Below are 12,747 nucleotides of genomic sequence, written 5' to 3' on the forward strand. Positions count from 1 at the left end.
CGGTAATCAAGGAGTGGTGGCAGCGCAATGGCATGCCTTTGCTCACGGGCGTCGCATTGGCCCTGGTCGCCGTCTTCGGCTGGCAGGGCTGGCAGAAGTACCAGGCCAATCAGTCCCATGGCGCTTCGCTGGTCTATCAGCAGCTGCTTGAGGCGGCGCTGGAGCCAAGCGGTCAGCCGGATGTGGGCAAGGTGAGCGAACTGGCCAATACATTGAAGAACGACTTTGCCGGCTCCCACTACGCCCAGTACGGCAGCCTGTTCGTTGCCAAGGTGGCGGTCGAGGCCGGCAAGCTGGATGACGCCGCGGCCGAACTGCAGTCGATTGTCGATCAGCCTGCCGATGACAGTCTGGCCGAGTTGGCCCGTCAGCGTCTGGCCCGTGTACTGGCAGCTCAGGATAAGGCCGACGCCGCGCTCAAGCTGCTCGATGGCAAGGTCGAGCCGGCTTTTGCGGCCAGCCGCGAAGAACTCAAGGGTGACCTGCTGGTGCAACTCGGCCGTGCCGACGATGCGCACGCCGCCTACGAAAAAGCCAAGGCCGCACTCTCTGAAGATGCCGCTGTCGGTGGCCTGCAAATGAAGCTGGATGATCTGGCAAAAGGGGATGCGTGACGTGATGCGCTGGAAGAATGCCGCACTGCTGGCCCTGGCCGTTCTGGCCGTTGGTTGCAGCAGCAATAGCAAGAAGGAACTGCCACCGGCCGATCTGCCCAAGTTCGAACGCGAAGTTCAGCTGCAGAAGGAATGGAGTCGTTCGATCGGCGCAGGCCAGGGCGAAACCTTCAATATGCTGGTGCCGGCCATCGACGGCGAGCGCATTTATGCGGCCGACGTCGAAGGCCTGGTCATGGCGCTGGATCGCATGAACGGCAAGGTGCTCTGGAAGACCGATCTGGAACTGCCGGTTTCCGGTGCCGTAGCCGCCGGCTATGGTCTGGTGGTGCTCGGTACCTTGAAAGGCGAGATTATCGCCCTCGATACCGACAGCGGCGAAGAGAAGTGGCGCGCCCGGGTCACCAGCGAAGTGCTGGCCGCTCCTGCCCTCAACGGCGACGTGGTGCTGGTACAGACCCAGGACGACCGTCTGATCGCCCTGGATATGGACACCGGTAGCCAGCGCTGGATCTTCGAAAACACCCCGGCCGTACTGACCCTGCGCGGCACCGGCAGCCCGGTGCTGACCAACCGTCTGGCGGTTGCCGGCTTGTCCAGCGGCAAGGTGATCGCGCTGGATGCGCAACGCGGTATTCCGGTCTGGGAGCAGCGCGTGGCGATTCCCCAGGGGCGTTCCGAACTGGAGCGCGTAGTGGATATCGACGGTGGCTTGCTGCTGTCCGCGGGTACCCTGTATGCCGTCAGCTATCAGGGGCGTGTTGCCGCGCTTGAGCTGGACAGTGGACGCATCCTCTGGCAGCGCGAAGCGTCCAGCTCGGTCGGCGTGGCCCAGGGTTTCGGCAACGTTTACGTCAGTCTGGCCAGCGGCACCGTGGAAGGTATCGACGAGCGTTCGGCTTCGGCACTGTGGAGCAACGATGCCCTGGCCCGTCGTCAGCTGTCGGCCCCGGAAGTGTTTTCCAGCTACGTGGCCTTCGGCGATCTGGAAGGTTACCTGCACCTGATCAGCCAGGTGGATGGTCGTTTTGTCGGTCGTGAGCGTATCGACAGCGACGGCCTGCGAACCCGTCCGCTGGTGGTGGGCGACTGGCTGTATGCCTTCGGCAATGGCGGCAAGCTGGTCGCACTGACCATCAAGTGACCATCTGCTAAGGCTTTGGCTATGCTGCACAGCACCCGTGCTGTGCAGCATAGCCGGCGCAATAATTCCGGCCGCTGCCCATGCAGCGGCTTTTGTATTTTCTGAAATAACCAAGTGGAGAGCCTGATGGTTCCCGTAATTGCCCTGGTGGGCCGCCCGAACGTCGGCAAGTCCACCCTGTTTAACCGCTTGACCAAGTCCCGTGACGCGATTGTCGGCGACCTGTCTGGTCTGACCCGAGATCGCCAGTACGGCGAGGCCAAGTGGCAGGGGCGCACCTATATCGTGATCGACACCGGCGGCATTTCCGGTGACGAGGAAGGCATCGACGCGAAGATGGCCGAGCAGTCGCTGCAGGCCATCGAAGAGGCCGATGCGGTACTGTTCCTGGTGGACGCCCGCGCCGGATTGTCCGCTTCCGATCAGATGATCGGCGAGCACCTGCGGCGGCGTAACAAGCGCAGCTTTCTGGTGATCAACAAGGTCGACAACATCGACACCGACCTGGCCCGTGCCGAGTTCGCCAGCATGGGCATGGGCGAGTCCCTGCCGATTGCCGGTGCCCATGGTCGCGGCATTACTCAAATGCTCGAAGCCGTGCTGGGCTCTTTCCCCAAGGATGTCACCGAGCCGGAAGAAGGCGAGGAAGAGGAAATCGTTCTCGAAGGTCAGGAAGCCAAGCGCATTCCCGGTCCGAGCGAGAAGGACGGGATCAAGCTGGCGATCATCGGCCGGCCCAACGTCGGCAAGTCGACCCTGGTCAACCGCATGCTCGGCGAAGAGCGGGTCATCGTCTATGACCAGGCCGGTACCACCCGCGACAGCATCTACATCCCGTTTGAGCGCGACGACGAGAAGTACACCCTGATCGACACCGCCGGCGTGCGCCGCCGCGGCAAGATCTTCGAGGCGGTGGAAAAGTTCTCGGTAGTGAAAACCCTGCAAGCGATTCAGGATTCCAACGTCGTGGTGTTCGTCATGGATGCCCGCGAAGGTGTGGTCGACCATGATCTCAACCTGCTCGGCTTCGTCCTGGAAAGTGGCCGTGCGCTGGTGATCGCGCTGAACAAGTGGGACGGCATGGAGCCCAGCGAGCGCGATTATGTGAAGGTCGAACTGCAGCGCCGGCTGTTCTTCGTCGACTTTGCCGACATCCACTTTATCTCGGCGCTGCACGGCACTGGTGTGGGCAATCTGTACAAGTCGGTGCAGGCTTCGTTCAAGTCGGCGATCACCCGCTGGCCGACCAACCGCCTGACCCAGATTCTCGAAGACGCGGTGAGCGATCATGCGCCACCCATGGTGCAAAACCGCCGGATCAAGCTGCGCTATGCCCACCTGGGTGGTGCCAATCCACCGCTGATCGTGATTCACGGCAACCAGGTCGATGCGGTGCCCAAGTCCTATATCCGTTACCTGGAGAACACCTATCGCCGCGTACTCAAGCTGGTCGGTACGCCGATCCGCATCGAGTTCAAGGGCGGCGAGAACCCTTATGAGGGCAACAAGAACACCCTCACCGATCGTCAGGTGAACAAGAAGCGCCGCCTGATGAGTCACCACAAGAAGGCCGAGAAGAAGCGCAAGGACAAGCGCTAAGCTTGGACTCAAACGCTCTATAAAGGCACCTTCGGGTGCCTTTTGCGTCTCTGGGCGATCGGCTATCCTGCGTCATCAATAGCGCTCAAGCCCGGCGCTTGCTCCAGGGATATTGCCTCGATGCTAATCAGCAAGCTGCCGAATGTCGGCACCACCATCTTTACTCGCATGTCGCAGCTCGCGGTGGAAACCGGTGCGCTCAATCTGTCCCAGGGCTTTCCGGATTTCGATGGCCCGCAAGCCCTGTGCGATGCGGTTGGCCGGCATATTGCTGCCGGGCATAACCAGTACGCGCCGATGACCGGCTTGCCGGCCCTGCGTGAGCAGGTGGCGGCGAAGATCGCGCGCTGCTATGGCCGCACGGTCAGCGCCGACAGTGAGGTCACCATCACCCCAGGGGCGACCCAGGCGATCTTCTGTGCGGTGCAGGCGCTGGTCCAGCCGGGCGATGAGGTCATCGTCTTCGACCCCAGCTACGACAGCTACGAGCCCTCGGTGGCGCTGGCCGGTGGGCGGTGTGTGCATGTGCCGCTGAGCCTGTCGGGTTTCGCCATCGACTGGCAGCGCCTGCAGGATGCGCTGAGCGACAAGACCCGCCTGATTATCCTCAACAGTCCGCATAATCCCAGCGGGGCGCTGATCTCGGCGGCCGAGCTGGATCAACTGGCGGCGCTGATTCGTGGTCGCGATATCTACCTGGTCAGCGATGAGGTCTACGAGCACCTGGTGTTCGATGGCACCAAGCACGCCAGCGTGCTGGCCCATGAGGAGCTGTATCAGCGCGCCTTCGTGGTCAGCTCGTTCGGCAAGACCTATCACGTCACCGGCTGGAAAACCGGTTATGTGGTCGCGCCGCCGGCCTTGAGCGCGGAGCTGCGCAAGGTCCATCAGTACGTCAGCTTTTGCGGCGTGACACCGCTGCAGTGGGCGCTGGCCGACTATATGGCCGAGCATCCCGAGCATGTTGACGAATTGCCTGGGTTTTATCAGGCCAAGCGCGACCTGTTCTGCGACCTGCTGACCGGCTCGCGCTTTGGTTTCACCCGCACGCCCGGCACTTACTTCCAGCTGGTCGATTACTCGGCCATTCGCCATGATCTGGATGATGTCGCCATGGCCGAGTGGCTGACCCGCGAGCATGGCGTGGCGGCCATTCCTGTGTCGGTGTTCTACCAGGCCCCGCCGCAGGATTTGCGTCTGGTGCGCTTCTGCTTTGCCAAACGTGAAGAAACCCTGCGCCAGGCGGCGGAAAAGCTATGCGCGGTGTAGGGTGGATAACCGCGAAGCGTTATCCACCAAAGCGTGGTGGATGTGAAAAGCGACATCCACCCTACGGCGAGTGAAATGACGTGAATGACAAACCCGACCTCGAATTGGCACTGATCCAGACCACCCTGGTCTGGCAGGATCCATCCGCCAATCGTGGGCATTTCGCAAGCCTGCTGCAGCAGGCCTGCGGTGTCGATCTGGTCGTGCTGCCGGAGATGTTCAGCACCGGTTTTTCCATGGACTCCGCCGCCCTCGCCGAACCCGAGGGTGGTCCTACCAGCCAGTGGCTGCGTGAGCAGGCCCTGGCGCTGCAGGCGGTGGTCACCGGCAGCCTGATTATCCAGGCCGCCGATGGCAGCTACCGCAATCGCCTGCTCTGGGCGCGGCCGGATGGCACGTTGGCGCATTACGATAAGCGCCATCTGTTTCGTATGGCCGGTGAACACAAACACTACAGTGCGGGTGAGCAGCAAGTATTGCTGGAGGTGAACGGCTGGCAGGTGCGGCCGCTGATCTGCTACGACTTGCGTTTCCCGGTGTGGAGCCGAGACCCGCAGGCCACCGACCTGCTGCTCTACACCGCCAACTGGCCGGCGGCGCGGCGCAATCACTGGAACCGCCTGCTGCCGGCGCGGGCTATCGAGAACCTCTGTTATGTGGCGGCGGTTAACCGTGTCGGCGAGGACGGCAAGGGCTATGCCTACAGCGGCGACAGCCAGGTGCTGGACTTTCAGGGCGAGCCGCTGCTTGAACCCGGCGCGGCGGATGGCGTCTTTCGCGTCACCCTCAAGGCCGACGCCCTGGCCAGTTATCGTCAGCGCTTTCCGGCCCATCTGGATGCCGACGACTTTAGCCTGACCTAGCCGCCTGTTCGGCGGCACTGGCTTCCAGGCGCAGCTTCTCGCTGCGCAGAAACTCGCGCAATTGCTGCAGATCGGCAATCTTCTGCTCCACCTCGGCCAGCTTGCGCCCGACCAGCGCTGCGCCCTGGGCGCAGTCGAGCTGCTGCTCGCGCTGGGCCTGGAGGATTTCGCCGATCTCGCCCAGGGAAAAGCCCATGCCCTGCGCCTGCTGGATAAAACCCAGGTCGTTGAGCGTCTGCTGGCTGTATTCACGGTAATTGTTGTCGCGCCGCAGGGCGCTGATCAGCCCCAGGCTCTCGTAGTAGCGCAGGGTATGACGGCTGGCACCGCTGCGTTTTTCCAGTTCACCAATACGCATGTAAATCCCGCTTGACTATAGAGTGTGCTCGACAGTTTAGCCTGCTCGGGTCTTTAACGGTTCGGGTGGAATGATCATGAATAAACACTGTCTGGTAACCGGCGGTAGCGGCTTTATCGGCCAGCACCTCCTGGCGCTGCTGACCCGTAAGGGATACTCGGCGACGCTGCTGATGCGCCAGCCGCACAGCTTGCCGGCCCTGCGTGCGCAGATCGAGCGCTTGGGCGGCCAGGGTGAGCGGCTGACGGCGGTGGCCGGCGACCTGGGGCGGGCTGGCCTGGGCCTGGATGCTGCCGCGCGTGAGCCGGTGCGTCAGGCTGACGTGGTGTTCCACTTGGGCGCGCAGTTCGCCTGGGGGCTGGCTGCCGAGCAGGCGCGTCAGGTCAATGTCGAGGGCGCGCTGGCGGTGGCCGAGCTGGCGGCCCAGCAAGGCAGTCGGTTGCTGATGGTAGGCGGCTTTATGTTGGCCAATCACGGGCATCTACAGCGCATCGGTATCGATCTGCAGCGCCCCGAGCGCACTGACTGGGACAGGGTCTATCGGCGTACCGGGGCCTATGAGGGCAGTAAGCTGGAGGCGCATTTTCGCGTGCGTGGGCGTATGGCGCAGCTGCAGGCACCACTGACGGTGGTGCACCCGGCCACCGTGTGCGGCCATAGCCGTAGCGGGCATATTCTGCCAGCGCAGCCGCTGGCCGGGTTGATCGGCAACCTGGCTGGCGGCCGGCTCGGGGCGATACCGGGTTCGACAGCGCATTGGCTGCCGCTGGTCAGTGTGGATTTTCTCGCCGAGCTGATAGTGGCCGCAGCCTTCGATGAGCAGCAGGCAGGGCAGGAGATTCTCGCCCTGGATACCGCTACGCCGAACCTGCAGGGCATGCTGCAGCAATTGGCGCAGACGCTGGGCGTCGGCGCACCGAGTCGGCATATGCCGATACCTGTGCTGCGGGCGCTGCTGAAAATTCCGGGGGTGCCACGGTTGCTGCGTACCGATGCCGAGTCGCTGGACTTTATCCAGACCACGCGTTTTGATACTGCCGCGACCCAGGCCCTGGCGCAGCGCCATCGACTGCACTGGCCGGATATCGACCAGGCCTTGCAGGCCACCGCGCGCTATCTGACGAATGAGGCATCAGCCACATAGAGCTGATGCCCCGCTCGACGATCAGGCGGCCTGTTCGGCGGCCTGGCCGATGGCCCGATTCAGTGCGCTGAACAGCGCACGGAAGCTGGCGGTGGTGAGGTTTTCATCGATGCCGATGCCGTGCAGCGCGCGGCCGCCGTTGACGCGCAGCTCGATATAGGCGGCGGCCTTGGCGTTGGTGCCGGCACCGATGGCGTGCTCGCTGTAATCCATGATCTCCACGGCCACCGGCAAACCGGCCACCAGGGCTTCCAGCGGGCCTTTGCCGATACCGCGCCAGTGCTGGGTTTCGCCGGCATTGACGATCTCGACATCAACCGCGCTGGTACCGTTCTCTTCCTGCAGGCGATGGCCTTTCAGGGCGTAAGGCGTGGTGGCTTGCAGGTACTCGCGCTCCAGCAGCTGGTAGATCTGCGCGGCGCTCATTTCCAGGCCGAGGCGGTCGGTTTCCTTCTGCACCACCTGGCTGAACTCGATCTGCATACGCCGCGGCAGGTTGATGCCGTACTCCTGCTCGAGCAGGAAGGTGATGCCGCCCTTGCCGGACTGGCTGTTGACGCGGATTACTGCCTCGTAATCGCGGCCGATGTCGGCCGGGTCGATCGGCAGGTAGGGCACTTCCCAGACGGCATCGGCCTGCTGCTGGGTGAAGCCCTTGCGGATCGCATCCTGGTGCGAGCCGGAGAAAGCGGTGTGCACCAGGTCGCCGACGTACGGATGGCGCGGGTGCACCGGAATCTGGTTGCAGTCCTCGACCACCTTGCGCACGGTGTCAATATCGGAGAAGTCCAGTTGCGGGTCGACGCCCTGGGTGTAGAGGTTCAGCGCCAGGGTCACCAGGCAGACGTTGCCGGTGCGCTCGCCGTTGCCGAACAGGCAGCCTTCGACGCGATCCGCGCCGGCCATCACCGCCAGTTCCGAAGCGGCCACGCCAGTGCCACGGTCGTTGTGGGTGTGCACGCTGATCAGCAGGCTGTCGCGCTTGTCGATATGGCGGCCGAACCACTCGATCTGGTCGGCGTAGTTGTTCGGCGTGGCGCACTCGATGGTCGCCGGCAGGTTGAGGATCAGCTTGTTCGCCTGAGTCGGCTGGAACACCTCGACCACCGCGTTGCACACCTCGACGGCGAAGTCGATTTCGGTGGAGCTGAACACCTCCGGCGAATACTCAAAGCCCCAGCGCGTCTCGGGTGCGGCGTCGGCCAGGCGCTTGATGGTTTTGCCGGCGGCCACGGCGATGGCTTTGACGCCGGCCTTGTCCTGGTTGAAGACGATCTTGCGAAAGCTCGGCGCACAGGCGTTGTAGTAGTGGACGATGGCGCGCTTGGCCCCCTTGAGCGACTCGAAGGTGCGCTCGATAAGGTCGTCGCGGGCCTGGGTCAGCACCTGAATGGTCACGTTATCCGGGATATGGCCGCCCTCGATCAGCTCGCGGACGAAGTCGAAATCGGTTTGCGAGGCGGACGGGAAGCCCACTTCGATTTCCTTCAGCCCCACGGCCAGCAGGCACTTGAAGAAGCGCATCTTCTTCTCGGCGTCCATCGGCTCGATCAGCGACTGGTTGCCGTCGCGCAGATCGGTGGACAGCCAGATCGGTGCCTGGTCGATGATCTTGTCCGGCCAGGTGCGATCCGGGATGGCAATCTGGGTAAACGGGCGGTACTTGCTGGACGGGTCTTTAAGCATGCTCATTTGAAGTTCCTTGTCGCGGCGCTCGCAAGCGGCGGGCCGGGCTGAATCTGAAAAGAGGGCGGGGCGTTGGCGTAAGAATTAGCCACGCAGTCGCTGGCTGACCAAACAGAGATTGGCGTGTTGGCGCAGCAGAATTAGGGTGTGAGAGATGTGCATGGCGTCAACCCTAATCCTTGAGGTGAAAGCTGGCAAGCCATGTCAAAAAATTGATTTTAATAAGCGCTTTGCGGTGGTTTTGGTGATTTAAATGCCAAAAAATGTCGCCGTGCTTTGTGCGGATTGCGGGTGGCGCTTTCTGCCGTACCCGCCATTCGCTAGCCTTGGGCGGCAGACAGCAGGCTGCTTTTCAGTTCGCGCATATCGACCCCGCTGGGGTGCTGGAAAACCCGCAGGCCGAACTCGGGAAGAATCGCCAGCAGGTGGTCGAAGATATCCGACTGGATGGCTTCGTAGCGTGCCCAGGCGATGGTGTTGGTGAAGCAGTACAGCTCCAGCGGCAGGCCATCTGCGGTCGGGTGCAGCTGCCTGACCAGCTGGGTCATTTCCTGATGGATGTCCGGATGTCGACGCAGGTAGTGCTCGACATAGGCGCGGAAGGTGCCGATGTTGGTGACCCTGCGGGTATTCGCCGGCTCCTGGCTGGCTTCGGCCAATTCGGTGTTCCAGCTGAGCAGCTCGCTCTGTTTGCTGCTCAGGTACTGGCCGAGCAGCAGAAAGCGCTGCAGGCGGGCGATCTGTTCCGGGCTGAGGAAGCTGATGCTGGTTTGGTCGAGCAGCAGGCTGCGCTTGATCCGCCGCCCACCGGACTCCTGCATGCCGCGCCAGTTCTTGAATGGGTCACTGATAAAGCGTTTGGTTGGAATGGTGCTGATGGTCTTGTCCCAGTTCTGCACCTTGACGGTGTGCAGGGCGATATCGATCACATCGCCATCGGCGTTCAGTTGCGGCATTTCGATCCAGTCGCCCACGCGCACCATGTCGCTGGAAGAAATCTGCACGCTGGCCACCAGCGACAGCAGGGTGTCCTGGAAAATCAGCATCAGTACGGCGGCCATGGCCCCCAGGCCCGATAACAGGATCAGCGGCGAGCGGTCGATCAGGGTGGCGATCATCAGGATCGCGGCGACGGCGAACAGGCCGATTTTCAGCACCTGCAGGTAGCCCTTGATCGGCCGCAGGTGCGCGTCATCGCGCAGGTTGTAGAGGGTGTTGGCGATATCCAGCAGGAGGCTCAAGGCCAGCGCAACGGTTAGCACGATAAAAGCGCTGCAGACATTGCGTGTCACGCTGACCAGGCCTTCCGGAAGACCGGGGATCAGTCCGATGCTCGCGCTGATCAGCAGTGCCGGGACAATGTTGGCCAGGCGCTTGATCAGCTCGTTATCCAGGTTCTGAGCGTTGCGCCCCAGAGCGGTGGCGTCGATCAGGTGGCATACGACTCGGACGAGGATCCGCTTGACCAGCCAGTTGCTTAGCCAGGCGCTCAGCAGGAGCAAGCTGGCGCTAATCAGGGTGAAAATCTCGGCGTGTTGTTGCAGCCAGTCAAGCCATGCGGCAAGCGCTTGCGGCATATCAAGCTCCCTAGTTCGGACGATTAAAGGCGAGCGGCTAGCACAGGGCTCGCCAATTGTAGAGGGGCAGACCATAACAAAGCGGTGGCGATCAACCCAGGCGCAATCCCGTCAGGGCTTGAAGGCCCCGATAAAGATCGCCGGATCGACCCGGGCGTCATTCAGGCTGACGTTCCAGTGCAGGTGCGGCCCGGTTGCGCGACCGGTCGCGCCGACCTTGCCGAGTACGCCGCCGCGGGGAATCTCCGCGCCGACTTTTACGTCGATGGCCGAGAGGTGGCAGAACATGCTGATCAGGCCCTGGCCGTGGTCGACGAACACCGTCTTGCCGTTGAAGAAGTAGTCGCCGATCAGGATCACCTTGCCGGCGGCGGGAGCCTTGATCGGCGTGCCGCTATTGGCTGCGAAGTCCAGCCCGGAGTGCGGATTGCGCTCCTCGCCGTTGAAGAAGCGGCGCAGGCCGAAGGGGCTCGACAACGGCCCGCCCACCGGTTTGTCGAACAGCAGGTTGCTCGGCTGGCGCGGGCTGAACTGCTGGTAGGCGCGGGTCTGCTCGGCCAGTTCGCGCTCGATGCGCGCAAGGTTCTTGGCGTTCGGATTGACCTGCTGTTGGTTCTTGATGGCGATGCGTTGCTCGACGTAATGCTTGCTGCCGACCTGAAAGCTCAATGCCTGGCTGCCATTGACGCTGATCTGCTGAGTGCCGGGCTTCACGCTCAGGGGGATGCCGACGATGGCGATCCAGCGCTGCTGATCTTCTTTGATTACCAATACCGGTTTGTTCTGATAGCGCACATTGGGCGCGGTTTCTCCCGTGCCCAGATCAACTACTGCCACACCGCCGGGCACCGGTTTGTTCAGTAGACGACTGATAAAGCCTTCGGCGTGGACGGGTAGGGCGAGACAGAACAGGGTGAGCAGAGTAAATAGGCGCATTGAATATCCGTAGGGTGGATAACGCGAAGCTTATCCACCTGTATAAAAGGTCAATCGAGCAGCGAGAGGGTAACCGGCTGTAGATGGTTGTCTTCGACCCGCACATCCAGCTCGCCGTTGCCCAGGCGCGCCTTCAGGCGCTGGCCGGGACGAGTGTCGGCGGCGTTGCGGATGGCCCGGCCGCGCTCATCGAGGAGGATGCTGTAGCCTCGGCCGAGGGTCGCCAGCGGGCTGACCGCGTGCAGCGTCTGCACCTGGCTATGCAGTTGCAGGCGGCGCGCCTTGAGGCCTTCGCGCATGCTGCGTTGCAGGCGCTCGGCCAGGGCTTGCAGGCGCTGATCGAGCAGCTTGAGGTTGCGCTCCGGGTGCAGGCTCAGTAGGCGGGTCTGCAGGTGAGTCAGGCGTTCGCGGCGATTATTCAGTTGCCGTGTGAAGGCGCGGGTCAGGCGCATATCCAGGTCATCGACGCGTTGTGCATGTTGGCGCAGGCGCTCGCCGGGGTGGCGCAAGCGCCGCTGCAGACCGTCCAGGCGCATGCGTTCGCGTTCCAGGCGGTGCTGCATGCGCAGGTGCAGGCGACGCTTGAGGTTGTGCAGGCGCTGCACCAGTTCGCTACTGTCGGGGGCCAGCAGTTCGGCGGCGGCCGAGGGCGTCGGTGCGCGGATGTCGGCGACGAAATCGGCGATGGATACGTCGGTCTCATGGCCCACGGCGCTGACGATGGGCGTGCGGCAGGCGGCAATGGCGCGGGCCACAGCTTCTTCGTTAAAGCACCAGAGGTCTTCCAGCGAGCCGCCGCCGCGGGCCAGGATCAGCGCATCGAAGCCCTGGGCGTCGGCCAGGCCCAGGGCGCGGACGATCTGCGCAGTGGCTTCGCGGCCCTGCACGGCGGTGGGGATCAGGCACAGTTCGATCTGCGGCGCGCGGCGGCGGAATACACTGATGATGTCGCGGATCACCGCGCCGGTCGGCGAGCTGATAATGCCGATGCGTTTCGGGTGGGCCGGCAGGGCGACTTTGGCCTCGGCGGCGAACAGCCCCTCGGTACCGAGTTTTTCCTTCAGCGCCTCGAAGGCCAGGCGCAGCGCGCCATCGCCGGCGGGCTCCACGGTATCGAGAATCAGTTGGTAATCGCCGCGGCCTTCGAACAGCGAGACCTTGCCGCGTACCTTGACCGCCAGGCCGTCGCGCAGCGCCTGGCGCACCTTGGCGGCGTTCTGCCGGAACAGCGCGCAGCGCACCTGGGCCTGACTATCTTTAAGGGTGAAATAGATATGCCCGGACGCCGGCCGGGCCAGGTTGGAAATTTCCCCCTCGACCCAGATGCCGCCGAATACATCTTCCAGCAGCAGGCGTGCGCGGTTGTTCAGTTGGCTGACGCTGAGCACCTCGCGATCGAGGTTCAGGCGTTGGAAGGGATCTTTGATCATGGTCGGCATAGTAAAGGCTTTGCCGATCTGGCCATAGAGGTTAGAAGTTGCGCAGCGACGCCTTCCTAATATCCTTCTCCCTCCGGGAGAAGGTGGCGCGCAGCGCCGGATGAGGGATGTCGGCCTT

General features: G+C 62.9%; 11 protein-coding genes. 6 read left to right on the forward strand and 5 right to left on the reverse strand.

Annotated features, from left to right (window positions below; all coding sequences use genetic code 11):
* The first annotated feature begins 32 nt into the window (after positions 1-32).
* From AACY13_RS04935 to AACY13_RS04955, 5 genes are all read left to right on the forward strand, one after another.
* Positions 33-614, forward strand: a complete 582-nt coding sequence (locus AACY13_RS04935) for a tetratricopeptide repeat protein (protein ID WP_339460020.1) — start codon at positions 33-35, stop codon at positions 612-614.
* A complete protein-coding gene (gene bamB, locus AACY13_RS04940; protein WP_339460022.1) occupies positions 607-1,758 on the forward strand; it encodes an outer membrane protein assembly factor BamB in 1,152 nt (383 codons plus the stop codon). Before AACY13_RS04935 ends, bamB begins: the two co-directional genes overlap by 8 nt.
* 126 nt (positions 1,759-1,884) lie before the next feature.
* Complete coding sequence (gene der, locus AACY13_RS04945) at positions 1,885-3,357, forward strand: ribosome biogenesis GTPase Der (protein WP_339459695.1); 1,473 nt, start codon at positions 1,885-1,887, stop codon at positions 3,355-3,357.
* 120 nt (positions 3,358-3,477) lie between these two features.
* The gene (locus tag AACY13_RS04950) at positions 3,478-4,626 is read left to right on the forward strand and encodes a pyridoxal phosphate-dependent aminotransferase (protein ID WP_339459697.1); all 1,149 of its coding nucleotides are present in this window, start codon (positions 3,478-3,480) and stop codon (positions 4,624-4,626) included.
* A gap of 80 nt (positions 4,627-4,706) precedes the next feature.
* Positions 4,707-5,489, forward strand: coding sequence for an amidohydrolase (locus AACY13_RS04955; protein WP_339459698.1), 783 nt, complete (start codon positions 4,707-4,709; stop codon positions 5,487-5,489).
* On the opposite strand, the gene AACY13_RS04960 is transcribed toward AACY13_RS04955, so the two are convergent.
* Entirely contained in the window at positions 5,476-5,847 is a 372-nt protein-coding gene (locus AACY13_RS04960; RefSeq protein ID WP_339459700.1) for a MerR family transcriptional regulator, read from the reverse strand. The genes AACY13_RS04955 and AACY13_RS04960 overlap by 14 nt on opposite strands.
* Before the next feature lie 76 nt (positions 5,848-5,923).
* Between AACY13_RS04960 and AACY13_RS04965 the strand changes: the two genes are divergently transcribed.
* Positions 5,924-6,991 (forward strand): SDR family oxidoreductase, encoded by a 1,068-nt coding sequence (locus AACY13_RS04965; RefSeq protein ID WP_339459701.1) that lies wholly within the window; start codon positions 5,924-5,926, stop codon positions 6,989-6,991.
* A gap of 21 nt (positions 6,992-7,012) precedes the next feature.
* Here the strand turns inward: AACY13_RS04965 and leuA are convergent, their stop codons facing one another.
* The 4 genes from leuA to xseA form a co-directional block, all read right to left on the reverse strand.
* Positions 7,013-8,683 carry a 2-isopropylmalate synthase gene (gene leuA / locus AACY13_RS04970; protein WP_339459702.1) on the reverse strand — a complete coding sequence of 557 codons (1,671 nt, stop codon included), beginning with the start codon at positions 8,681-8,683 and terminating at the stop codon, positions 7,013-7,015.
* A 314-nt stretch (positions 8,684-8,997) separates the two neighbouring features.
* A complete protein-coding gene (locus AACY13_RS04975) occupies positions 8,998-10,254 on the reverse strand; it encodes a mechanosensitive ion channel family protein (protein WP_339459704.1) in 1,257 nt (418 codons plus the stop codon).
* A gap of 111 nt (positions 10,255-10,365) precedes the next feature.
* Complete coding sequence (locus AACY13_RS04980; protein ID WP_339459705.1) at positions 10,366-11,190, reverse strand: peptidoglycan DD-metalloendopeptidase family protein; 825 nt, start codon at positions 11,188-11,190, stop codon at positions 10,366-10,368.
* 50 nt (positions 11,191-11,240) lie between these two features.
* A complete protein-coding gene (xseA, locus tag AACY13_RS04985) occupies positions 11,241-12,620 on the reverse strand; it encodes an exodeoxyribonuclease VII large subunit (RefSeq protein ID WP_339459706.1) in 1,380 nt (459 codons plus the stop codon).
* Between the last annotated feature and the right edge of the window lie 127 nt (positions 12,621-12,747).

This window comes from Pseudomonas sp. EA_105y_Pfl2_R69 (assembly GCF_963970915.1).
Taxonomy (GTDB): domain Bacteria; phylum Pseudomonadota; class Gammaproteobacteria; order Pseudomonadales; family Pseudomonadaceae; genus Aquipseudomonas.